Here is a 24,307-nt window from a genome sequence, read left to right as displayed (position 1 = left end):
GAACTTAATTCTGCGTCTTGAATACCCCGAAAAAGGAGTGCTTCCCGAATAACCGACAATTCATCGGGACGAAAAGACGTAACGTCCTCGGCAAGCCCGCTGCGAAACAGAAAATCTTCCTTGGCTTCAGAATAGGTATTTTTGTGAAAGTAATGTCCAAGCGAACCTGCCAGTTCACAAAGGTAAACTGCCCGTCTCCATCGTAGCGGGCTGCCAGGACATACCCGTTGTAGTCAAGTAGTTTGCGATACTCGCTGACCGAATCGATGGTCATATACGGAGCTTCTTGGAAAGCACGCTCCATCTCCCATACTTGACTGACCAGAGGGGCAATGCGTTTGGAAGATGCCTGATAGCCCCCGGCTGGATATAACACGAAGCCGTCATCTTGCACATAGGCAAGCGGCTTTTCGTCTTTCGAGATAATCAGCGCTTCATCGGGGTTAGGTTGTTTGACGGATAGCCCTTCTTTTCTCAACTGGTAACGAAGCACTTCCAGCAACCGATCAGTGATTTCCATCGACTTTATCCTTTTTTGTCCCCTTCGGACGTGGTTTCGATAAGGGCTGAGACGGTTTCTTTTGTTTTTCGGTTGAAGCCGAACGGTTTGGGGGCTGGCGCATGAGTTGTTCAAAGGGACGAAGTTTTCCTTCCGTAAATAACATTGAATGGCTCCTTTCGCTTTAATCCACAGATTTTTTTGCTTATACACATGTTGTCTACATGTTTTTCCACAAATAAAAGAGAACGAACTATCTTTCCATGCCACGGTCTTTGTGCCGGAGCAACCATTCTTTCTTCGCTTGCTTGGATAGCTCCCCGCCCATTACGCTGATTTTGTCATCGACATCCATTTGGGTACGCATCGCAAGACTCTCCATCATGGTCAGCAGTTCCAACAATAGCTGTTCCGCCAAGGCTAGATGGCGATCTGCTTGCCGCAAGGCAGCAGCCGATTCCTTCTCCATTTTGATCATGGTGCGTAGTGTGGAAAGGATACGGTTTGCCATCCGCTTTTCAGCCTCTGCTTGGTAGTTGCCGCGTTGTTTCTCCAAACGATCTGGGTCGGACGTATAGAGACGGGCTAGCTCCAGCTTGGCCTGCACGTAATCGTTGACCAGTTCTGCCAGATATCGATTGTCACGCAGTAGTTCCTGTACCAGCTCGTCGATATGCATTTTGGTTTCCTGCGGCAGCAATTGATAAGCTAGCCTCCCCGTTGGAGGAAGGTGGCGGCGCAGTTCAAACAGCCGGCTCGCCAAGTGTTTAACGGAAGACGATTCGATGAGATGGTGCTTTGGGAAACGAAGCAGGGAGTCTTCGTTTTCGTGTTCAAAGCGACGCTGGATAGCTCGGAACGCTTTGGGATTCAACTGTTTCAGGTAAGCTTCAAAATCGTCAACAATGCGGTCGGTTTCTTTTGTGATGCCGGATTTGGCCTCGTCTCGCAGTGCACTAAATTCCTTGATTTTATAAGCGAAAGTGTCTTTGATGAGCTGCTTGCGAATACGATTGGGGATTTCAGGATGGGTGAAGTTTTTCGTGATGGTTTGCGACTTGTCCCAAAACACGACGTGGAGATGCGGATGGTCGCGCTCATTATGGAAGGCAGCGGCCCACCATAAGTTTTCAATCTTGATCTGGTTTTGGGTGGAGAGGGTGGCGATATGCTGTTCGATATAATGTTGCCAATCGGTGAAATCCGTTAAGCCGAGTTCAAGCGCGGTTTCGGTTTGAAATGAAATGACACTGCGGTACATATTTTTGCCTTCCCGGGAGATTTGTCGGGCCATCCGGGCGACTTCTTGCCAAGAATCAAAGGCTTTGAGCGTCCCGGGCTTCATTTTTCCAAACAGCCCGTGGCTCTTGTTTGGATGTTTAACCGCACCGGGACGGGTGGCGATATACCCGATGTGCACATAGTTGTTAACAGCCGTTTTCGGATGATTCGGATGAAAAAAGCGCTGTTTATAAATCAGCGCCGACATCGGTATCTCCTCCCCGCAGTCGTTCCAGATTTTGATCGAAGGCATCGCCGGAAAGAAACAGCTTTTCGGCATCGTTCAGTTTCATCTTGGTGTACTCGACAGCCAATTGACGAGCTTTCCGTTCGATTTCTCGAAAGGTGGTGTAACGATGCGTATCAATGAGGTCGGCAATAATCGCAATCGTGGAATAGTACGCCGCGGCGGACATGATGAGGTCTTTGCTGGCAAGTCCGGCTAGTCGGTTACTGAGGCCATTAATGGCAACGCCAATTTCTTGGCGGATGATAGTGGTAATGAAGTCGATCTCCTGGGTATAGGCTTCGATGGACATCCCTTTTTGGATGAAGGCGCGTACTACGTCTGCCATGCTGAGATGCTTGGAAGCCGCGTATTTCTTGAGCGAATCGTACTGTGATTTGGGCAGCTTGACGGTGATTTGTTCGGTTTTTTCTCTTCTGGCCAATGGCATCTCCTTCCTCTAAGACAGTTGTATAGCGACATTCGATTGTCGGGGGGAACTACTAAAAAATGTCGGTGAAAGCTCTGCTTTCACGCTGTTTTCTCGCAAAATGACATTTTGCTATTCCTGCCTTTACACCACTCCTAAGAGTCCCTAAAGGCGGGCCTCTTGGAGAGTGGGAAATCTGAAAAGATATCTGATGAGAAAAAAGATTAAGGCTCATAATCATAGTCCTCCTCTGTGATGAACTGTTTTGTTTGGTGTTTATGTTTGCTCTGTCTGAAGGAAAGGAGATCTTCATTGAAGTCTTTCTGAGTAGGTGTTTGAATCGACGTTGCATAGCCGAGCTCAGCATATTTTTGGACAAATTTAAAGGCAGCCTCTTGTCCCCAATTGGGGGCAGGGCTGCCATTTTGAAATGTGGCGTTATGGTCATTATCTAAGCAGAAAATGATTTGTTTGATATTTTGGTAAGTGAGAAAACGTTCCAGAGCTTTGTCTGATAAGCAACCTAATGAGATTCGATGATCTTGCTTCCAATCTTGATTTGATAGCTTTGTTAGGCTTGCGTGACTCATTGCATCGGTAGGGCTTTCAAATACATAAGCAGATTGACTACTTCCAGTGATATGGAAGGGATAGCTTTTATCTGAAAATGTCCGATCCTGTTTGAACGGATACTTTGGATTGCTTCCTCGGAGCGAGCAGTATTTGGCTGTTCCAGCCTGATCGTAACCAACAAAGACGCAATTGTATGTTTTATCTTGTTGATATAGTTTCTTTTCTCGAATAAGAGAAAAAATAATATCGGGTTCAATACCACGAATTCGATGAAGGTACCATACTACTCGTTTATAGTTAGAGGCCCTGTCTGGCAGAGTTAATTTGCCGGAAGGCTGGGAATGGGCAAGGGATGATTGATGTTGTGGCAAATCTGCATCCAACAAGTACGAAACGGCTTCTTTAAAATTCAATTGCATGAATCGTATGACAAAATCAATGGGACCACCATATGTGTCTGTCGAGAAATGATAATATTTATTGCTATCTCGAAAAAAGTAGAGGCCGCCACTTTGTTTCGCGTGGAGTGCGCGTCGACCTCCATTTTCGAGAATATAGCCATGGTATTTGGCGAGGTCAATCAAGTTGATGTTGTTGGCTATAGTTATTTTATCTTTTGATAAGTAGTAAGAGGCTTTCATTTAAATCACATCCCGTAGCAATATAGATTATTCATTTAAGGAGGGAAAAGAAGGAAGATGTCGAATCTCGTATATATAAAGAACTATTTTTCCGTAGGTCAATAGTCATATGATAACGGGTGCTAATCATGATATAAAAAAATGAATTGGGAGATAGGTTAAATGGATATAGACTATAACAAAATTAGGTTATATAAGGATCGTATCAGGATTTTTTTTATAATATATTTCTTTGGAGAAGATTATCAAGATTCAAGGCGTCAAAACTGTTGTAAAGTGTTGCATTCTGAAGTGAAAATTCAAAAAATAGATTTTCTTTTAAGAAACCCAGATTATCTCGCATATGAATTGTTGGAACTACTCAAGTTAGGAATAGTGGATAAAACAGAAATTAGAGACGTGATAAAAAAGATTTTCGTCGAAAACGAACCGGAAGTACGCAGATTAGAAATGGAGAAATTCTTTTTTGGCGCCTACGAAGACATAGATCAAGTTATTGCATTTTTGATTTCTTGTGGTTTTATTGAATATACGAGTGAACGTGATATAAGTTTAAGAGTAATTAAAAAAAGTTATTATGTTACAAAAGAAGCTGATGAGAAAATGATTGAAAATCTCAAAAGTCTTGAAGTTTTAAATTGGTATGTTAAGAGATGTGAGTTAATTAAAAGGTATTTTGGTGATTATTCTGGCTCAAGTTTAAAAGCTTTACAATATCAAATCGATGAGTATAGAAATACTTCTTATAGAGAACACATTAGTGATATTCAAGAACTTGTGAAAAATCAATTTTTTGAGGAGTTTGGTGAGAATCTATGAATAAAGAATTAGAGAGAGTAATTAGTAAAAAAATTGAAGGATATAAGCATTTAGATATCAGTCAAGCAAAATCCCTTATTGGGTTTGATTCTGTTTACGAAGATATGCCAGTTTCAACAGGGAAAAGATTGATTGTAAGTTATCTAGAATTTAATGGTCAAAAGAAAAATGGTGACAATATAGATTTTAAAAAGGAATTTGAAGAAGGTATAAACATCATTATCGCAGATAATTTGAGGGGAAAATCTACAGTCTTTAAAGTTCTGAAGGCAGCATTAGTTGGGGACGTTAACAGTATTAAAGCTGATGTAAAACCTTGGATAAAGAATATTACTGTGGGTTTTAAAATAAGTAATAGAGACTATACAACGGCAATATCTTTGGAGAAAAGATTTAAAGGTACACTATTCAACGTTTCATGGGAGAAGTTCTCGTGCGAGAAATCTGAGGGTGTACCCATAATATTTGAAGCGAACAGTAACAAACAATATAGTGAAGAAATTCAAAAGTTTTTCTTCAATCAATTTTCTTATTACTCCTTAAAGTGGACACAAAAGTCACCTGCAAAAGATAGCAATGATCTTCTAGAAGCGGGTGCAAGCTGGAAAACATATTATAAGTCTATTTATTTGGAATCAAAAGATAGCGTATCTTTTTATGGAGGACAGGATCAAAAGGTTTTTCAAATGCTATTAGGGTTTGAATATACTAATTGGATAAATCATCTTAGTGTCAAAAGTGATATGTTGCAGTTTGAGATAAGCAAACATAAGGAATTCGAGAACCATAAGGATAATGATGGAAGAATTAAAAAAGATGAAATTGATCTTATGTTGGGGCAAATTCAAAGGAAATTAGAACAAATCTCCGATGGTTTTCCAATGCAAGAACTCTCTCGACTTCAAAAGGAATATAACCGAGTTATAAATAGAATGAATAATACGAATACAGAAACATTAAAGGCGAATCAGGAATCTCAAAAAATAATTAAAAAACAGGCAGAAATAATGAGAAATCTGGAGGAGTATGACCACGAGGAAAGAAGAATTCATAAGGAGATATTAAAGAACAATCGGCTCCTAAACGACTTGCTAGAATATATAGAAATTGGACATTTTTTTTCTAATCTAGATATCAAGTATTGCCCGAGTTGTAATCACGAGGTACATAATCATCATGCTAACATTGATGGAGCTTGCCCTTTATGCCACGAGCATGTAAATAATAACGATGATAACAGGCAAGTTTATGTCCTAAAGATTGATGAAATTAAGGAATTAATAGAGAAATTAGAAGAAGAGAAAGCTCTAATTAAAGTGAAGAAACAGGGAATAAAATATGATTTAGAAGAGACGAATCGAGCATTAGGAGAGATAAACAATCATCTAGTGTTACATGAAAAAAATGAAGAAGAGATGGATACTGAGCTTGCTAATATTATCAATGATATTAATTTGATTCGACAAAACAATAATGATATGTCAGAAGAAGAAAAAAGGTTAATAGCTGAGAGGGCAGTGCTGCTCTACAGGAGGGACATCGCTAGTGATACTAAAAGCAATCAGTTGGTAATAGAAAAAATGGAAGAGGAATTAAACGTTCTAAATACGGTGGTTGATTTTTTAGATAAAAATAGATATGAAAAAAGTAAAAATATTTTAGAAACTTTGGCAGGTTTAATGTTGAGAGAAATTCATGAATTTGGACTTGAATCAATTACAGATATTAAAATCGATAATAAATTTAGTGTAACGTATATTCAAAATGGCATAGCTGTGAAGTTCGATGATATTGCGGAAGGAGAGCAATTGAGAGTAAAGCTTGCTTTTTATCTAGGTCTTATACAGATGGACATCGAGAAAAATTTCGGACGTCACACAAGATTTCTCATTATTGACAGTCCTAATAAAGAAGAAGGAGATTCCAAATATTTGGAAGGTCTAAAGGATGTCCTCATAAATATCCATGATAGACACGGCGGAAATTTGCAGATCATTATTGGAACTGCTACACGCGAGTTAGAAAACATCTTAAAGAATCAAACTGTCTACCATAAGGGAGATTATGTGTTCTAATGGAAATATACACAGAATATTTTAACTGGGAACTGAAACATAAGATACGATTTTGGGACGAGACTTTTGCAGTTGAATCCGATTCATTAAGTGAGAAAGATATTATTAACTTTACAAAGAAAGTTATTATGGAGACAAGTGAAAAAATATATTGTAAAAGACGATCGTTACAAGAGTTGCTTATGATGGTTTATAGGGAGAAGGTAAAACCAAGGCGGATAATTGGATTATTGTTAGATGAATGGGAGGAAGTACAGGAAGCTAGCATTGAATGTTTGAGACTTAAGTATCTAGCTATTTTTTACCAAAACGAAGCAGAAGATATAAAAAGTGTGCTTACAGAAAAATTGAAAGACGATAGCTATGAGATTATGTCAGAAGCAAACTACCAATTAGGACTAATTACTATATTTGAAGCTAACGATTCACTTTCAAAAGAAGATTACAAGCATAGAATTTCTGAAGCAAAGGCATTATTTGAAACAGCAGTAGCGAACGAAGAAAATAGAATTGATGCGGAAATTTTTAAAACTATCTGTGGATATCTGATCGATAGTTTATCTTTTAAGTCAAGAGCCACTGATGAAATATACAGACGTATTATGTCATTGATATGGGAAACTAGATTGTTTTCAATTGATGAAAGTTTGAGTGCAGTTTTTATAGGGATTAGTAGAAGTATCTCGAAGTTGCACATGTTAAAACAAAGTAATCCAGAATACTGGATAGATTATAGAAGTGAATTTAATAATTTATGTGTTCAATTTTATGAACTGAAAAACATCGAATATAAAGCGAATCCGTTTTATGAAAAGTTAGTAAGAAAAACGAGTGAAAATATTATTGTGAATGTTGTGGAACCTATCTTTAAGTATAATTATAAGGCTACTCTCTCAAAAATCGATGTATTATTAAATGATAACAATATTTCTACCGCAGAGAAGGAGTTTTTAAGTTACTTGAAAAGCATTATTATTAAAGATTCAATCTCTGAAGAAAGCACAAGCTTAAGTAACATAAAAGAATTTTATCCTATGGTTGATGAGGCGGATATAGAGGCTTTATTTGTTGGTTTACATGGGGCTAATAAAAGTGCCGCAATATGGAACTTTTTAAAGATTACTAAACGTCATACTTACAATTCATTGCTAAATTCGTTGGTCCTCGCTTGTGTGAAATTACAAGGAAATCATATATATCGAACTGCATCGGAAGATGATCGAAATGGATTTATAAAAAACATTTTGGAGGCAGTAGGGTTCTCAACCAAAGACCAAACAAGATGGGGGGTATCGAATACAGGAAAATCTGCAGGTGAGGTTGATATTCTAATTGAGGAAAACAACTTTCCTTATTCAGTCATTGAGGCACTTAATTTATCGTCTCTAAATTCTAGCTATTTGAATCTTCATATAAATAAAATTTTTAAATATGATACAACGGGACTTCCTTATAACTTTCTTATTAGCTATGTGGTAGTAAAGGACTTTAGGGCATTCTGGGGGAAGTACAAAGAGCATATTGCTCAACATGAATACCCCTATAAATTAGAGAGTATTGATTACAATATAGATAACGAGTTTGATTATTCAGGTGTAAGGATCGCATTGACAAGACACAATAGAGATGGAAAAATTACCGGCTTATATCATCTATGTGTAGTGATTTACGAAGTATAGCGTACAGATATTGCCAATATGTCTGTGCGCTATGTTTAGTTTAACTATATAACTTCTAAACAAAATATCTACTTTATAATTGCTCATATGGGAGCGTAATGGGAGGGGCATTTATGCAAATTTCAAAGCTCAATTTGAAGAACTTCAGAAGTTTTGGCAATGAAGGGACAACAATATCATTGAATAAGCTTTCTGGTTTCGTTGGAGAAAACTCTGCAGGCAAGACTGCCTTGATACATGGTTTAGTTAAACTTTTTGGCGTAACTTCGAACGAACGAACATTAGAAAAGTCGGATTTTCATATCCCTAAACAAGCCAAAGTGGAAACCATAAAAGAACTTCAACTTTCAATTGAAGCTCGGATTGACTTTCCAGAATTAATGGAGACAGATCGAGAGACTTTGAGCCGAGTTAGTATTCCTCCATTTATCAATCAACTCGTTGTTCGTGCTCCTATTGAAGCACCTTATTTACGTGTAAGATTAATTGCAAAGTGGACTTCTGATAATACTCCCGAAGGAGAAATTGAGCAGAGGTTATATTTTGTTACCGTAGCTGAAGGTATTGACGAAACTGAAGAGGATCTAATCCCGGTCACTCCGCATCAACGTTCAACAATACAAGTAATATATGTTCCTGCAGTAAGAGAGCCATCTGCACAACTAAGAAATGCATCGGGCACAATACTTTGGAGGATTTTGAATAATATTTCTTGGCCAGATGATATAAATGACTCCATTAAAGTAAAAATGGAACCTGTCAATGAATTATTTGACGGCATTGATGGGGTTTCGCAAATAAGAAGTGTCATCGGAGAGGAATGGAAAAAATATCACAAGGATGCTCGTTATCAAGATGCAAAATTACAATTTAGCAGTTCTACACTGGCTTCTATTCTTAAAAAAATTGAAGTGTCTTTTTCTCCAACACATGATCTAGGCGAATATAGTGTAGAGAAACTTGGGGATGGTCTTCGATCACTGTTTTATCTTTCTTTGGTATCATCCTTACTTGAAGCCGAGATAAAAATTACTGGGAAATCAAATGCTTCTCTTACTATTCTCGCAGTGGAAGAACCGGAAAATCATATCTCTCCTCATCTTCTGGGACGAGTGATGGAGAATCTAAAGAATATTGCGGATAAGTCAAATGCTCAAGTTATTCTAACTTCACATAGCGCTTCGATTATAAAACGAGTCGATCCAGAAAATCTTACTCACTTGAGAATTGATCAGACGAGTTTCACAACAATAGTCAAGAAGATAATTTTGCCTAGTAAAACATCGGATGCCTACACATACATCAAGGAAGCAGTGAGAGCATTCCCAGAAATTTATTTTTCAAGATTGGTAATTTTGGGCGAGGGAGATTCAGAAGAGATCGTAATTCCCAAAGTACTCGCAGCTAATGGAATACACCCTGATGATTACGGAATAGCAATTGTGCCATTAGGGGGAAGACATGTTAATCATATGTGGAAGCTACTTAATGAGTTGAGCATTCCTCATATTACTTTATTGGATTTGGATCGTGAACGTGGCGGTGGTGGTTGGAGTAGGATTAAGTATGCAATTAAACAGTTATTGCTTAATGGCCGAAACCGTGAAGAATTATTAAAAGTTCGGTATGGACAAAGAGAAGAATTTCTTTCAGATGCCCAAATAGAAGAAATGGATGAATATCCAATGACTCCTGATTGGGTAGAAACTTCGATGAATAAATTATGGCTTCAAAGACTGATGGAAGATAAATATAATGTCTTCTATTCAGCACCTCTAGACTTAGATTTTCTTATGCTCGAAACATTTCCTTATGCCTATAAGGAAACAGTACCTAGAGGGCCCAGCATTCCTGATCGTACTCAGCATCCAGATAAATATGCAGAAAAAATTAAAGGTGGTATTATTGCGACATTAAAGAATGAGAAGGCAACAGGTTACACATATACAGAAGAACAACATGAACTTATGGTTTGGTACAATACGCTATTTCTTGGACGAAGCAAACCGAGCACACACATTGAAGCTCTGATAAAATTGGACGATGATGATCTGATAATGTTCATTCCTGATATTTTTTGTAGGTTAGTTACGAGAGTAAAAGAAATACTGCAAAAGGAAGATTAAGATCATGACATATATAAAATCAGAAAGCTGGCGTCCATCGGAAGGAATTACATTGGAACCAGCAGCAGAGATAGCAGTTAAATCGGAGCTAAATAATCTTATTTTAGCAGGGCCAGGAGCGGGAAAAACTGAGCTGTTAGCTCAACGTGCGTGCTTTTTATTACAAACAAATTTATGCCCAAACCCACAAAAAATCTTGGCTATTAGTTTTAAGAAAGACGCGGCGGAAAACTTGAAGAAAAGGGTAGAATTGCGGTGTGGAAAAGAACTGGCTGCAAGGTTCGAATCAAGGACATTTGATTCGTTTTCTAAACAATTATTAGATCGTTTTAGATTAGGCTTACCAGATGCTTATCGTCCAGTAAAACACTATAAGATTGTAACTAATAATAGGGACATTCGAGAAATAGCTACTGGTTATATCATTGAACGCCATCCTAATCATCCTAATTGGCAGCATGAGATTAACTTTAATCTCTTGTATAGGCGCTTAACGGAGGATGTTCTTCCAATTTATGATGATGGAGATGATATCTATACCTGGATTTTGATAAGGCTTTGGGATGTTATGATTCATGGTAGGAATGGGTTTCCGGGCTCATTGACGTTCCCTATGATTTCAAAACTTGCTGATTATTTGCTTAACCAGAACCCATTAATCAAGAAGGCGCTTCAGGTGACATATAGTCACGTTTTTTTGGATGAATTTCAAGATACAACTTACTTACAATATGAATTGGTAAAAACAATATTCTTAGAATCTTCTGCAATATTGACAAGTGTAGGGGATGATAAACAGAGAATTATGGGATGGGCTGGCGCACTTTCCGATTCATTTCAACAGTTCAACCATGATTTTAATGCAAGTCAAATTGAGTTAACACATAATCATAGGTCTGCTCCTAGATTAATAGAAATTCAAAATGTTATGGCTAAGATTATCAATGAAAATACTGCGGATGTCACAGTTTCTAGCAAACATAATGATTTAGAGGGAGTATGTGAGGTTTGGAATTTTCAAACCCATTTAGATGAGGCTTTTTTTGTAGCTTCGAGTGTAGCAAAAAGAATACAGCAAGAAAATGTGACTCCACGCGATATTTGTATACTTGTAAAGCAACATGAACATATTTATGCCCGAAATATAATTGTGGAGTTAGGAAAACAAGGTGTTCAAGCTCGAATTGAAAAAGAATACCAAGATTTACTATCAGAAGAATGTGTACAGCTAATTGTTGATTTTCTTAAACTAGCTACAACAGAAAAAACACATGATTCATGGGTACGGGTTTCAGAAGTTTTGTCTTTTGTACAAGGTTATGATCCTGATCAGGATCATACAAAAATATTAAAAATGGAATCGAAACTTGATGAACATATCCTCCAAATTAAACGTGAATTTATTCAAGCGATAAATGATGAAAATAGTTGTAAACAAAAGATTGAAAAGGTTGTTAACGGAATTTTTTCCTTTATTGAGACGGAAAAACTCTTTCGATTATATCCAAAGTATGCTAGCGGGGTGTTTTTCAGTCAATTAGTTGATGAAACAATTGAAAAACTTACAACTGCTTATTTGAAATATTTAGACTGGAGTAAAGCTATTTCTGATTTCTTGGGATTGTTTAGTATACCCATAATGACAATTCATAAGAGTAAAGGATTGGAATATGATACTGTCATATTTCTAGGACTAGAAGACGATGCATTTTGGAGTTTCCGAACACAGAGAACTGCAGATATGTGTGCATTTTTTGTTGCATTGTCGAGAGCTAAGAAGCAATGCTTTTTCACTTTCAGTGAATCCAGAGAAATCTTACATTATGGAAATCTTCAGGTGAGACCTCAATTTAGTAATAATATTTCATCTCTATATCAGATATTACAGAATGCAAATGTTGAAGTTAGAAATATTACAGAAGCAAGGGGCTAAAAATGAAAATTTGGGGTGTTGATCTATCGGTTATTATTGTTGCATTGGTGACTGCGTATATAGGTTATCAATTCAATCATCGATCAAAAAAAAGAGAAGCATTTCTAAAGGAGCTGAACACAAGCTACAACGAGATTTATTCCCCAATGTTTGAACAATTGTCCCTTATTGTAGCGACTGAAGATAAAAATGAGAAATTAAAGATGATTGATACTTTCATTCAGGAATATTCGGGTAAAGAATCAAAAATTCGATTAATAGCCTCATCGTTTATATTGGACTACTTTCATAAACTTAGGAAAGTCTACATTAAATATAAAGAAGAGGAGAGCAGAGTCAATGAACGTGAGCTTTTAGATAAAATAAATGGACTGTTTCCTATGATTGAAGATGAATACTGGAATGCTCATGATACTATTTATGAGGATCACAAGCAATTTATCAGTGATACATTTAACAATCCCTTCTTTGTTGTACTATCTAGCATATTTAGAATTGTTTATCACTTGTCAGTATTTGTATTTTGGATAAGTGCGGTTATTCTTTATTTTACAATTGCTCATTTAATTGTTCCTCTTGAATGGGTGCCCAAATGGTGGAACATCACTTATGCACTCTTATTAGTTCTTTTGGCAATAATGTTTTTTGGGATAATGATGATGTTTAAAGAAATGCTGATAAAGAAAAATAGAAGAGAAAGCAGAATTTCGAAGAACTTGAAGAAAAAAATAAAAAGAATTTTTACTAGATAATTGAGCAGTGCCTTAAATCCCCTTTCTAGTGTAGAAAATTGGGGAAATAACGAGGGAAACTTATCTCAGTTCTCTCTGTCAATCTCCATGTCATGAGAAAGATTTCCCTCAACGATTTCCCCATTAAACTGTTCTTGGTCTTGCAGTTCTTTAAACTCCAGTGTTGAATTGATTTCGGATTGTCGAGCCACTAGTTGTTGCAACTTCTGTTCCTCTTCAAATGGTCTACCAATCTCCTTCTGCGCGGCTGCAAGCTTCTCCATAGTATCTTCTCGACTTTGCTCGATCTCCCGGAGCATTGCTGGAATTTTGGCAATCAGGTTCTCCAACCGTGATAGATTCCCCAATGCCGATTCTCCAAGCTCGATGGAGTAGGTTTCCGCTCCATGTACTTGCAGATGGACAGATTCAAAAACAGAACGAAGCAGGTATAGCGGGAAGCCGAAAAATTGACCAATCTGTACCGCAGGTTGCCCCGCCTCGGCCATGTTTGCCAACACAAGCAGAACTTCTCCGGCCTCGGGCCGTTCTTCATAAGTCTTGCCATCAAATTGAATTGAAAAGGATGTCTGGCGATGTTGTTCCGCCGTCTGAATATCGGTCAAAACCTTTTTCCGTTTTTCATCGCAGACTGTAATCATCGTTGGGTAGCTTCTTTGAATTTTGTTTTCGAGCACCGTTTGCTCATTTTGCCAGTTGGCTTTCAGCAGTTTCAATCGCGCAACTTCATTATCTACGTGCATTTTTTCAGCGAGCAGCGGGTTGCCGGTAGCCACGGCCTTGACTTCGGCAGCCGTTAAAACGGTTTCGTCGGCATCCTCGCAGGAACGGGAAATACTCTTGCCACTCATGACTTGGGAGATGTAGCGAAGCTTCTGCTCTTGAATTTGCCACAGGTAGGCGTCAAATGTTCCCTTGGTTACGTAACGAAAGATCTGAACCGTCTCGTTCCGATTACCTTGCCGCAAAATACGTCCATCCCGTTGGGTAATATCAGCCGGACGCCAAGGACAATCTAGATGGTGAGCGGCAATAAGCCGATCCTGCACATTCGTTCCCGTTCCCATTTTCACAGTGGAGCCAAGTAGAATGCGAACTCCGCCGCGGCGCACGCTTTCAAATAATTCTTCTCTTTGTACGTCTGTTTTCGCATCGTGAATAAAGGCAATTTCTCCTTCCGGCACGCCTTGAGCCGTCAATTGCACCTTTATTTCATCATATACGTTGAACTGCCCGGGTTTTGGAGTACCGCTGTCGCAAAAGATCACTTGTGTTAGTCGATCCTCATGAGTGTGCTGCCAAATGTCAAAGACATTGCCGATGCAGCTATTGAGTTTAGAATGCGGATCAGATGGAGCGCCCTCGTCGAGCAACCTCGGATCAATGGACATGAGCTTGGCTTCATGGGTGAGTTTTAGCATATTGTCTTCGGATGCATCGACTTCATTTTTACGAATTTTCTCGGCGCGAACCACAAACTCGTCCATGATCTGCCGTTGAAATGGCGAGCATTCACTGACGACCACGGTTGCTTTCTCATCCTTCAGTCCAGGAGTGGGGAGATTCAGCATATCGGCGGTCTGGATATCTGTGACCAATTGAAACAGACTCATCAGTTCAGGCAAATTATGAAACTTGGCGAAACGGGATTTCATTCGATAGCCGCTGCCTTCTGGTGTCATTTCCAGAGAGGTCACAACTTCACCAAAAGTCGCGGCCCAGTTGTCAAAGAAGTCTAGACCGAGTTTTTGTAGCAGACGCGGCTGAAGGTAACGTTGCATCACATACATTTCGGACATGCTATTGCTTATTGGTGTACCCGTCGCGAAAACAACACCTCTCCCGTTATTCACCTCTTGCAGGTATTGGCATTTGAGCATCATATCAGTGGCCCGCTGGCTGCTTGACTTGCCAATTCCGGCCACATTCCGCATTTTTGTATACGTAAAGCAATTCTTATAAGCGTGAGCTTCATCGACAAACAGCATATCTACGCCAAGTTGCTCGAAGGTGAGCAGGTCGTCCTTTTTCCCTTCATTAACCAAACGTTCCAGCCGGGATTTCAGATTTTTTTCAAATACGACCATCTGCTTAATGCTCCAGTCGTCTCCTTTTTCTTTTTTCATCTGATCGATCATGCGTGCCACATTGTGGATTTCATCTTCTAAAAGCCGTTCCTGCCGTTCGCGGGAAATCGGGATTTTCTCGAACTGCGAGTGCCCAATGATAATGGCGTCATAATCGCCCATTGCGATACGCGACACAAAGCGTTGACGGTTGGCAGGTGTAAAATCTTTTTTGGTTGTGACGAGAATAGTGGCCCCAGGATAGAAACGCAAAAACTCATTGGCCCATTGCTCCGTAAGGTGATTGGGAACGCAATACATTGGTTTTTGTGCTACACCAATCCGCTTCAAGGTCATGCCAGCAGCGACCATGGCGGCCGTTTTTCCGGCTCCAACTTCGTGGGCCATTAGTGCCGTTCCTGAATAGAGGATACGAGCGGCTACATCTTTTTGATGTTTTCGCAGCTCCATTTCTCCACTCATCCCAGAGAATACCAGATGCTCACCGTCATAGTGGCGAGGGCGGATCGTATTAAATTTATCGTTGTATATCGCCAGCAGTTTGTCTGCTCGCTCTTTATCCCGAAACAGCCACGAGGCGAATGCTTCGCGCATTTGTTGCTGCTTTGCTCGGGCAATCATGGTTTCTTTAGCGTTCACAACATATTTCACTTGTTCTTTCCCGGTTGAGTCTAAATATTGGACGGGATCTCGAACAGTGACGCTTTGCAAATTTAGACTGTTTTCAAAAATTGCGTACGCGTTGGCACGATCCGTACCGAATGTTTGATTTACTTTTATGGAGTCTCGCTCCAATGATTTGCCCGATACACGCCACGTATTGGTGTATTCCAAGTAATCAACATCCACAGTATTCGTGTTTCGAAGCACCTGTGATGTGCCAAATGTTTCATACATAAAATCTCGGTAATAGCGCACGGGAATCCACGGACTGCCGATACGAAAATCAATTTCTCCGGGCAGAAGAGGGGCAGGCTGTACACGGGTCAATGCTTCAACATTTCGATTAAATATAGGATTCTCTTGAGCTTTCAATACGGCATAGGCTAATTTGTCTTTAACGTGACCAGACAAATACTCTTCATCAAGCTCCCAGCCCTCATCAATGTCCCCTGTGTAATTTTGCGGGTTTAAATAGATGCGTTCTCCAAGCTCCTCACGAACCTCGGCTGTTGTTTTGTTGCACAAATATGCAATATAAGGCAAGTCAATTCGCAGCCTTTGATTGAGGCAAATTTGCAGCGCTTCAAGGGCAGATTCGGTATGCTCGGGGAGGCGATTTGGTCGGATGGTTGGACGTGAGAAAATGGCTGCTTTACTCCAAGTTTTCTCAGGAGTTAAATCCTCAATGGATCGTAGGAGTGGGAGTTGATCATCATCAGCAAATGCCGTTATATTTGCTCGTTCGTTTATTGCACCGTATGAACGAACAAAACGATCATACACTTGATTGAGTAGCCGTTGGGCTACTGAAAGTTCAGCTTCGTCATACCCGTCCTCCTGTGATTGGATGTCAATGACGTCAAGCAGGGCGGTTCTGATTTCACATAATCCTCTAATTCGCTCCGCTTTTTTTCCTTGAATATTTTGAGAGAGCAGTTCATCATTTTCGCAGTAGTAAATGCGGTTATCTTCTATGATAAAAGTGAAATTTTTAGCACCGCTTGGTGCTTCACGACGTTCCGGTTCAACGGTGTCCATTATCCCCGATGATAGAGAAGGCGGTAATGAAGCAGCCGGAGGCGGGATTGTTGCTTGCAAGGAATGAAGTGCCTGCTCCAAAGCAGGGGGAAAGTCTTGCCCTTCTAGTGGTATACAGGCGGTGGTTTGCTCCGCTCCATACATGCCGCGATCCCAGACCATACGTCCAAGTACCATTTCAGGGTGAGACAAATAATAACGGTTAATGGGAACATCGTCATCGGTCGACCCGACCTCTACCCACTCTGGCCATTCATCATTGGGAAAGAGGCGCGGAGAGGCACGTTTCTGCAGAAAGACGATGTCCGTCGTAACGGTTGTTCCGGCAAGGGATCGAAAGGCAGTGTTGGGCATACGGACTGCACCGATCAACTCAGCCTGCTGTGCTAATAACTTGCGTACACTGGCATCTTGCTTGTCCAGTGTGCCCTTGCTAACGATAAAGGCCAACATGCCGCATGGTTTTAACATGTCCAGTGATTTAATAAAAAAGTAATCATGGATGAGATAATTGCTTGTGTATCGTTTGTCAAACACACGGATATTGTGAAACGGAACGTTACTGAATATGGCATCGAATCGAGTATTCTTCCAGTCCACGGTCTCAAAGCCTTGCAGACGGATGTTGGCATTTGGGTAGAGTTGGCGGGCGATTCGGCCGGTTAAAGGATCAAGCTCCACACCGTGCAGTTCGGCGTTATCCCACTCTGAGGGAAGAACGGAGAAGAAATTGCCTGAACCCATGGATGGCTCTAACAGCATCCGTCCTGTGCCTTCCGTAAGTCCGAAACGTTTTAAAGTGTCGTGAATGGGACGGATGATCCCTTGTTCGGTGTAGAAGGCAGTTATGGTTGAACTGCGCGCCGCTGCATATTCATCCTCATCCAACAATTGTTTTAACTCCGCATATTCATGTTCCCAGCCGGAGGCGGTTGGATGGAACGCATTGGCTAAACCGCCCCAACCGACATAACCGGCCAAGATGTGTTGTTCTTCCGAATTAGCCTGTTGTTGCTCCTCCTCCAATTGCTTGAGCAACCGAATGGCTTCCACATTGCGCTTGTATTTGCTTTTCGGACCGGATACGTAAGGAGAGCGGGACGGATCAAAACGATAGTTGCTTGCTGTAGAAACGGAAATGGTTGTACCAGTGGCGGTAGGATCCGAATCGTGGGAGGTTGGCAATGGATTGTCGGAAACAGGAGATGATGTCGGTTGTAGCTGGTTTTGGGTCGGGGCGGAAGCCTGAGCATTTTCGGTTTTCTGCTCCTCTTGTTCGTTTTGTGCGATTTGCTCGGCATAACTGAATAAAGACCATTCTGGCTCTAGCGGCGGGAAAGGAGGGAGACTTTCGCTATACCGTCCTTCCTGTATCAGGGTGAGCAAGATGGAGGCAACTTTTTTCCAGGTCAGCGTCACTTCGTGCTCGCCATTTGTATCTGTCCATAATAGCTCAATGCCTTTGCCACTGGTCATGTACCCTTGCAGACCAAATCCCAAGTCTCCCCTAGCCCCGCCTATACCGTACGCATTTTTTAGCATAGATACAAGGTCAGCAGGTTTCACCGGATGATGCTCGGTTACAAATTGATAAATGCGGGGTTTGAGCCTTTCCACGCCCTGATGCCGTTGCACCAGAACTTCCAGCATTTCCTCCGCAGTTCGACTCTCCGTAAGGTTATCACCAGTTTCAGGCGAAAAAAAAGAACCGCTGGTTTGCGGCTCCATAGTTGGTTTGGATGAAGTTATCTCACCTTGAATACGATGTCGTTTAAAATCAGTTCTTCGGCGGTCTCCTTGATCTGATTCAGATGACGTGTCCGCTTCAGCGTGTCGTCGGTCTGGGGCAGGGGACGAAGCCGTAGAAGCTGCTCCATCAGTTGTTCCAGCTTCGCTTGGGCTTCCTGTTCCACTTGGTGCATTTTCTTCATGAGGTCGCCTTGCATTTGAAGAATCTGAAAGCGTTGTGGGTGATGGTTGCGCAGGTAATTTAGCGCCATTCGTCCGTAACGGCCCAGCGGCTGCTCGTCCGCTTGCAGTTCGTTCGAGATTTGCAGATTGGGATAGAGCAGGCCGTCTATTTCGTGATAGGTCAGGTTCGGTTTCTCTCTCTTGTCCATGAGTAACACTCCTTTCTTCTTTCATGATTTTTACATGCCTAGCGATATCTTGCAGTAGGGCGTAAGCAAGCGTATTGACTTGATGCCCTAATCGTGCGGTTAATGAAAACGAATCGAAATGAATGATCGTGGAGAAATCCATATCTTCCGGTTCGGGCAGATTGCAACGGTGGTGAATGAGGAAACAAATACTCTCTTGAATTAAGTCTTGCATGTGTTGTTCTAATCCATGTCGAGGAATGGAATCCAGCATATGCTCCTGAATATCAATTTCAATATCTTGAAGCAGTTCATCTATGGATGAGATGGTGGCTTCCCTAGATAAGCTTGCAATGGCTTCACTCAAATTGGTCGTATCATAAGAAGTGAGCCTTCCAGCAAGCTCATCGGGATTGATGGACTCCAAGTTCCAGAGTACAGGAAGTTGCCTGCCAGTCGTTTGTGTTACATCAAATAAATGGCTTAGAGTGGGGTGGCCTTGTCCGAAATCGCAGACGGCAATGCTTTTCTCTCCTGCTTTCACATAGCGGCCAATTTGGTTCCAGATAGGTAGGGGAGCCAACATGGTGGCATCTGGATTTTGACTATAGATCAGCAGCGAGTTATCAAAAGAGTACTTATAAATAGAAGAAGCAAAGCGCAAATAATTCTTCCAGGTTTCTCCGCTTTGGGTCAGTTCTGCAATCGCCGACTCGTATAGATTCCGCAATCGTTCGACTCGACGCATGATGGGGTCTCCTTTCCTTCGGTTGTTTGTAATGCAAGCTTCCTAATGTTCCAAATCGTAGTCAAAACGGTTGTCCGTATCGGTCTTTGGTATATGAATAAAATCATGGGGTTGTAAGCGCGTATACTCGGCATAACGCAATTTGACGGCTTCAAAAAAATAAGAGAGATGGCTGGTGTCAAACATAAAATATGGGCTGTAATTTCGGGCGGCATCCCTTTCTTCGTCCCCGGAGTAACCGTTGTATAAGTTGAACGCCAAACGTGTCAATTTAATGGTGGAACTGGTCTGCCAGCCTTTATTAAGTCCTTCTGGGCGAATGACGTTTTCATCGAAATCGTACAGATCGCGAACGTGGGAACGGGTTTGCTCCGTCAAGCCAAGCAAGTAAAACAATGGTTGACGATACGGGTCCGTCTGGCTGTGAGTCATGCGAAGCATAGCTTCATAAAATTGATGATGATCAAGATCTTTAAACTTCGTTAACATATTCATCCTCCTTGGTTTTGATCGAATTGACGTTGATGAGTGAAATACATCTCCAGCGCCTTTTCGATAACTTCCTCAACCTCAGATGCTTTGCTCTCCGGTGTGAAGTACTTGGCATAAACTTTGTGATTGAGCTTGAAGGGAGCGGGTGACTTGCTGCGCGGCTTGCGAGTAGCTTTGCCAGATAAGATTTTTGTTGCTTGATCAGTGGTGAGTTTGCCGGAGTATGTTCGCAACAATTCGGCTTTCTTCATGTCCACTTTGTACTCGTTTTGCGTCAAAATTTCTTCAATGAAGCTTTGCTCTGTTTCTGGTAAATACGAGAGGCTCACTGCTGGATAGATACCAATTTGCGCATCGTCCACGCGTCGTTTTAGCTCAATTATTAAATGGTCAATTCGCAGTAAGCGGGCAACCGTATTTTTGGATAATCCGTATTCAGCGGCTACAATTTCTCTACTATTCAACTTGTGCCCTATTAGGGCACAAGTTGAACTTTCCTTGTCATACTGCGGGTTTTCCAGCTTTTTAAGTTCGTCGATAATGTCGTTGCGCTTCCCTTGGGAGAACATATCGGAGTACCGAAGAGACAGCACTTTGGATTTTTCAGATGGAAGCATTTCGCTAAATGAGCGCTGAAGCACGTTCGTTTCCACGACATACATAAGCGCTTCTTCATCGGCGAGATTTTCCTTTACGATGGCGGGCAAATTCTCCAGACCGATGAGCAATGCTGCATTCATCCGGTTATGCCCAGCGAGCATCTCGAAGTCGCAGCCATTCTCATCCGTCGCGATTCTACGAGTGATAACAGGTACGAGCACGCCATTACTTTCAATGCTGTTCGCCATATCCGTAAGCCGTTCTCCCTCATATAAGCGAAACGGATGATTCTTGAAAAGTCTTATTTTATTTATCGGAATAGTTTGTATACCTCCTTTTGGGTCGGAGGTTTCCTGTGGTTGTTCCGAAAGCAGCAGTAATTCATCAATGCTGGCTAGTTTGGGAACAGGACGTTTAGTTGCCACTCGCCATCAACTCCTTGGCTAAATCCTTATAAGCTACTGCGACCTTCGATTTTGGATGAAATTCAATAATGCTCTGGCTGTAAAAGTTTGCTTCCCCAACTTTGACGGAATGAGGAATTTGGATATTGAACACACGGAAGGTTTCTCGGTAATAGACTTTTACCAAACGAAAAGCTTCCTTATATAAATTGGTCCGCGTATCACACATCGTCATCAAAATGCCTTCAATGCTGATGCGCGGGTTGATCCGCTTCTTTACCTTCACAATGATCTTGAGCAATTGGGTCAAACCTGTCGCAGACCATAGCTGCGGATTGACCGGAATCAGCACACTGTCACTGGCCGCAAGTGCATTGATGGTTAGCAAGCCAAGCGAGGGGTTCGTGTCGATAATAATGTAATCATAGTTGGGCTTCATCGGTTCCAGCAAAGAAGCCAGCGTTTTTTCGCCGCCCATTTCATCGCGCAGGTTGATTTCAGCTACGGATAATTCAATGTTGCTTGGAATCAGGTCGATGTTGCCATGCGAATGAATGTATTCTTCGGGCGATGGAAGTGGTTCATCCGTCATCATAGCGTTCATGATGTTGAACATTGAAAACTGGAGTTTGTCCGGCTGCTCAATGCCAAAGCACATGGTCAGATTGCCTTGCGGGTCGAAATCGACCAGCAGTACTTTTTTTCCTTCATTAGATAAGGCGTAAGCCAGATTATAAGCGGTGGTCGTTTTGCCTGTTCCACCTTTCTGGTTGGCGATGGTAATCACCGTTGTATTGGTCATTTCAAAACCCTCCCTGAAGCGATTGCTTCATGTTAATTTGTCAATGGTAGGGAGCGGGCTGTTCTGTTATCGTTCTCTCCGAGTTCTTCCCAACGTCCAAAAATGGCTTCATTTTAGGTAGTCACCGGGAAGCCTTACGGAGCCTGAAAAAAACGAAGAAACCCGCGAAAAACCTTGATTTTACAAGGCTTTTCGCGGGTTTTAGATTCCTCTTCTTTGACTTAGTTTCTGCTATCTTCCGAATAGCATGCGCGACTCAAAATCGAATGGGGAGACCCGTGGAGGTTCGAGTCCTCTCACCGGTACCACATTTATAACAAGCAGTTCATTAGGGAATGATTCTAATGAACTTTTTTTATTTTTATGACCTCATTCATTGTATCCTCCGAAGTACATCACTTCTCACAGCCCTCCTACCGCGAACCGCAGTGGCGTCCACGAATAGATCCAATCTCGCGTCGTCTGCGACAAGAACTCCGGAGCCATGTTCAGCAGCGGCATGGAGAAGAACATTAACAGTACGAGCAGACCGGGATTTCCTTTGGCTTCAACCAAGCACTGATCCCATCATCGCTACCCCGAATACGGTAAACACGATCAGGACGAGCACTAATCCAAGCCACTTCATTTATTGTGTAAATATTTTCATGATTCTCTTCCCCTCATCATACGGTCACTTCATTCTTATTTTCGCTCGGCTTCATTGGGTCATTGACGTTATAATTTATCGATCGCTGAGCGGAGGCTCGCCGTCGAGCCAATTCCATTCATTGTTCTCCATAAAGATAGCGGTTGAAAGCTGCGGATCGAAGCCGGGATTCCGGAAGCCGAGCATGATGCTTGCGAAGGCTTTGCATTTCTCTTCCGTAGGGTTTCTCAGCATGTCATTTGCCATTTCGATAAAACCGTCCGGTTTTTCCGGGGCGCTCTCGACAGACGTCATCAAAGACTTGTGACAAGGGAACAGGATGCGATTGTGGGCGAGAATGAGGCGGCCGCCGAAAAGCGCGAGCTGGCTGGCGGAATGGGCTAACAAATAAGGATTATTTTTTTTGACTGCTTCTTCTGCGAAGTAAAAGCCGTACAAAACGATCTGTGCGAAAAAATCCCGGATGTTTCGGTCGCGATTGGCTTCGGGATATACCGGAATTTGTGCGAGAAGCGAATCCAGATCCGGAATTCGCGAAAACCATGCCGTGGATCCGACGAAGGAATATCGTGTCGGCTCACTGCCGCGTTCGGCCGCCTGTTCCAGAAATCGAAGATTGATAATCTTGCCGTCGATATATCCACCCTCATAATCGCAAATGTCCTTGTCGTGGTTCATGTACGCCAGATTGTGTGATTTTTTGCGTTCTGCATATGATTCGTCGTTGACAAGCAGATAGACGTCGACGTCCGACGATTCTCTCGCTTTCCTTTGCGCGACGGAACCCGCTGTAATGACGGCCAGAATGGAAGGATCCGTCTGCAATACCTCCGTCAATTTGTCCAATGCCCGCTTATGATGTTCGTACATTGCTATCCCCCCTTGATCTTAATAAGATGATCTAATAGTAGCAAAACGGAGTGGACCGAAATATGGGCTATTCCGCCAAATTGTCCTGAAGGGAATCGGCCGGGACCCGAAGCACTGAAGTCAACCCGGCTGCAGGAAGATCTGATTAGCGATTTGCTAGCCGTCGAGGACGAAGGAGACAAGCTTTCCGAGCACGAGCTATATGCTCTGGTGTTCGTCTTGATCATTGCTGGCCACGAAACGACGGTAAACCTGATCGGTAACGGGATGTTGGCCTTGCTGGAGCATCCGGAGCAATGGGAGAAGCTACGGGGCAGCCCAGAGCTCATTTCGTCGGCGGTCGATGAAATTTTGCGCTACAACGGTCCAGCTGAGGTAAGCAACACCCGATGGGCAACGGAAGATTTCGAGTTCGGAGGGAAAAGCATCCGCAAAGGAGAAATGGTGTTTGTCTCCTTCTCCTCTGCCAATCGCGATGCTAGGAAATTTTCAGACCCTGACGAATTCGATATTACCCGCAAAGTAAACAACCATATCGCGTTCGGTAAAGGCGTCCATTACTGCCTTGGCGCTCCTCTTGCCCGGCTGGAAGGTGAGATCGCGATAAGTGCCTTGATTCGTCGCATGCCTAATATCCGATTGAAGATAAGCAGCGACGAATTGGAATGGAGACCCGGCATGATCATTCGTGGGGTAAGGGAAATTCCGGTATCATTTTGATAGATTTGTCTGTTATAGCAGTTGCACTTGCGAGCCGGGAAAAGAGACGCAGGAATCAAAAAAGAAGTACATTTACACTTATATCTAGATCCCCCGTCGGG

17 protein-coding genes are annotated in these 24,307 nt (G+C 41.8%); 7 read left to right on the top strand and 10 right to left on the bottom strand.

All coding sequences use genetic code 11. From position 1 onward, the window contains the following. Positions 1 to 4 precede the first annotated feature (4 nt). The 4 genes from ABC336_RS07325 to ABC336_RS07310 form a co-directional block, all read right to left on the bottom strand. Positions 5 to 520: a hypothetical protein gene (locus ABC336_RS07325; RefSeq protein WP_413238057.1), complete on the bottom strand. Its 516-nt coding sequence runs from the start codon at positions 518 to 520 to the stop codon at positions 5 to 7. Between the two features lie 232 nt (positions 521 to 752). Further along, positions 753 to 1,988 carry a MobP3 family relaxase gene (mobP3, locus tag ABC336_RS07320; RefSeq protein WP_413238056.1) on the bottom strand — a complete coding sequence of 412 codons (1,236 nt, stop codon included), beginning with the start codon at positions 1,986 to 1,988 and terminating at the stop codon, positions 753 to 755. Continuing rightward, the gene (locus ABC336_RS07315) at positions 1,969 to 2,451 is read right to left on the bottom strand and encodes a hypothetical protein (protein WP_413238055.1); all 483 of its coding nucleotides are present in this window, start codon (positions 2,449 to 2,451) and stop codon (positions 1,969 to 1,971) included. The genes mobP3 and ABC336_RS07315 overlap by 20 nt, the downstream gene beginning before the upstream one ends. A 209-nt stretch (positions 2,452 to 2,660) precedes the next feature. After that, entirely contained in the window at positions 2,661 to 3,650 is a 990-nt protein-coding gene (locus ABC336_RS07310; RefSeq protein ID WP_413238054.1) for a DUF3991 domain-containing protein, read from the bottom strand. A 162-nt stretch (positions 3,651 to 3,812) separates the two neighbouring features. Between ABC336_RS07310 and ABC336_RS07305 the strand changes: the two genes are divergently transcribed. The 6 genes from ABC336_RS07305 to ABC336_RS07280 all read left to right on the top strand — a co-directional run bounded on the left by ABC336_RS07305 (position 3,813) and on the right by ABC336_RS07280 (position 13,034). Next, positions 3,813 to 4,469, top strand: a complete 657-nt coding sequence (locus ABC336_RS07305; RefSeq protein ID WP_413238053.1) for a hypothetical protein — start codon at positions 3,813 to 3,815, stop codon at positions 4,467 to 4,469. Continuing rightward, positions 4,466 to 6,544 carry a hypothetical protein gene (locus ABC336_RS07300; RefSeq protein ID WP_413238052.1) on the top strand — a complete coding sequence of 693 codons (2,079 nt, stop codon included), beginning with the start codon at positions 4,466 to 4,468 and terminating at the stop codon, positions 6,542 to 6,544. The genes ABC336_RS07305 and ABC336_RS07300 overlap by 4 nt, the downstream gene beginning before the upstream one ends. Then, entirely contained in the window at positions 6,544 to 8,223 is a 1,680-nt protein-coding gene (locus tag ABC336_RS07295; RefSeq protein WP_413238051.1) for a hypothetical protein, read from the top strand. The genes ABC336_RS07300 and ABC336_RS07295 overlap by 1 nt, the downstream gene beginning before the upstream one ends. Positions 8,224 to 8,336: 113 nt before the next feature. After that, the gene (locus ABC336_RS07290; protein ID WP_413238050.1) at positions 8,337 to 10,349 is read left to right on the top strand and encodes an ATP-dependent nuclease; all 2,013 of its coding nucleotides are present in this window, start codon (positions 8,337 to 8,339) and stop codon (positions 10,347 to 10,349) included. 4 nt (positions 10,350 to 10,353) lie between these two features. Next, the gene (locus ABC336_RS07285) at positions 10,354 to 12,282 is read left to right on the top strand and encodes a UvrD-helicase domain-containing protein (RefSeq protein ID WP_413238049.1); all 1,929 of its coding nucleotides are present in this window, start codon (positions 10,354 to 10,356) and stop codon (positions 12,280 to 12,282) included. 2 nt (positions 12,283 to 12,284) lie between these two features. After that, entirely contained in the window at positions 12,285 to 13,034 is a 750-nt protein-coding gene (locus ABC336_RS07280) for a YfgM family protein (protein WP_413238048.1), read from the top strand. A 65-nt stretch (positions 13,035 to 13,099) separates the two neighbouring features. Here the strand turns inward: ABC336_RS07280 and ABC336_RS31925 are convergent, their stop codons facing one another. From ABC336_RS31925 to ABC336_RS07245, 6 genes are all read right to left on the bottom strand, one after another. After that, positions 13,100 to 19,669, bottom strand: coding sequence for a DEAD/DEAH box helicase family protein (locus tag ABC336_RS31925; RefSeq protein WP_459564703.1), 6,570 nt, complete (start codon positions 19,667 to 19,669; stop codon positions 13,100 to 13,102). 42 nt (positions 19,670 to 19,711) lie between these two features. Then, a complete protein-coding gene (locus tag ABC336_RS07265; protein WP_413238046.1) occupies positions 19,712 to 20,158 on the bottom strand; it encodes a DUF6075 family protein in 447 nt (148 codons plus the stop codon). A 2-nt stretch (positions 20,159 to 20,160) separates the two neighbouring features. After that, positions 20,161 to 21,186 carry a ParB N-terminal domain-containing protein gene (locus tag ABC336_RS07260; protein ID WP_413238045.1) on the bottom strand — a complete coding sequence of 342 codons (1,026 nt, stop codon included), beginning with the start codon at positions 21,184 to 21,186 and terminating at the stop codon, positions 20,161 to 20,163. Further along, a complete protein-coding gene (locus tag ABC336_RS07255; RefSeq protein ID WP_413238044.1) occupies positions 21,176 to 21,967 on the bottom strand; it encodes a ParA family protein in 792 nt (263 codons plus the stop codon). Before ABC336_RS07255 ends, ABC336_RS07260 begins: the two co-directional genes overlap by 11 nt. A gap of 402 nt (positions 21,968 to 22,369) precedes the next feature. Further along, positions 22,370 to 22,522: a hypothetical protein gene (locus ABC336_RS07250; protein ID WP_413238043.1), complete on the bottom strand. Its 153-nt coding sequence runs from the start codon at positions 22,520 to 22,522 to the stop codon at positions 22,370 to 22,372. Positions 22,523 to 22,691: 169 nt separating this feature from the next. After that, entirely contained in the window at positions 22,692 to 23,453 is a 762-nt protein-coding gene (locus ABC336_RS07245) for a nucleotidyltransferase domain-containing protein (RefSeq protein WP_413238042.1), read from the bottom strand. Between the two features lie 93 nt (positions 23,454 to 23,546). Between ABC336_RS07245 and ABC336_RS07240 the strand changes: the two genes are divergently transcribed. Beyond that, the gene (locus ABC336_RS07240; RefSeq protein WP_413242459.1) at positions 23,547 to 24,206 is read left to right on the top strand and encodes a cytochrome P450; all 660 of its coding nucleotides are present in this window, start codon (positions 23,547 to 23,549) and stop codon (positions 24,204 to 24,206) included. Positions 24,207 to 24,307 lie beyond the last annotated feature (101 nt).

This window comes from Paenibacillus jepli, from assembly GCF_047238105.1.
GTDB lineage: Bacteria > Bacillota > Bacilli > Paenibacillales > Paenibacillaceae > Paenibacillus_D.
Note: the sequence above shows the minus strand (reverse complement) of the source record. Positions and strands in the feature narration are given on the sequence as shown.

Excerpts from the sequence above, each read along its gene's own strand:
- ABC336_RS07265 (WP_413238046.1), bottom strand. The coding sequence starts at position 20,158 with ATGTTAACGAAGTTTAAAGATCTTGATCATCATCAATTTTATGAAGCT.
- ABC336_RS07305 (WP_413238053.1), top strand. The coding sequence starts at position 3,813 with ATGGATATAGACTATAACAAAATTAGGTTATATAAGGATCGTATCAGG.
- ABC336_RS07290 (WP_413238050.1), top strand. The coding sequence starts at position 8,337 with ATGCAAATTTCAAAGCTCAATTTGAAGAACTTCAGAAGTTTTGGCAAT.
- ABC336_RS07280 (WP_413238048.1), top strand. The coding sequence starts at position 12,285 with ATGAAAATTTGGGGTGTTGATCTATCGGTTATTATTGTTGCATTGGTG.
- mobP3 (WP_413238056.1), bottom strand. The coding sequence starts at position 1,988 with ATGTCGGCGCTGATTTATAAACAGCGCTTTTTTCATCCGAATCATCCG.
- ABC336_RS31925 (WP_459564703.1), bottom strand. The coding sequence starts at position 19,669 with ATGCGTCGAGTCGAACGATTGCGGAATCTATACGAGTCGGCGATTGCA.
- ABC336_RS07325 (WP_413238057.1), bottom strand. The coding sequence starts at position 520 with ATGGAAATCACTGATCGGTTGCTGGAAGTGCTTCGTTACCAGTTGAGA.
- ABC336_RS07285 (WP_413238049.1), top strand. The coding sequence starts at position 10,354 with ATGACATATATAAAATCAGAAAGCTGGCGTCCATCGGAAGGAATTACA.
- ABC336_RS07310 (WP_413238054.1), bottom strand. The coding sequence starts at position 3,650 with ATGAAAGCCTCTTACTACTTATCAAAAGATAAAATAACTATAGCCAAC.
- ABC336_RS07255 (WP_413238044.1), bottom strand. The coding sequence starts at position 21,967 with ATGACCAATACAACGGTGATTACCATCGCCAACCAGAAAGGTGGAACA.
- ABC336_RS07300 (WP_413238052.1), top strand. The coding sequence starts at position 4,466 with ATGAATAAAGAATTAGAGAGAGTAATTAGTAAAAAAATTGAAGGATAT.
- ABC336_RS07295 (WP_413238051.1), top strand. The coding sequence starts at position 6,544 with ATGGAAATATACACAGAATATTTTAACTGGGAACTGAAACATAAGATA.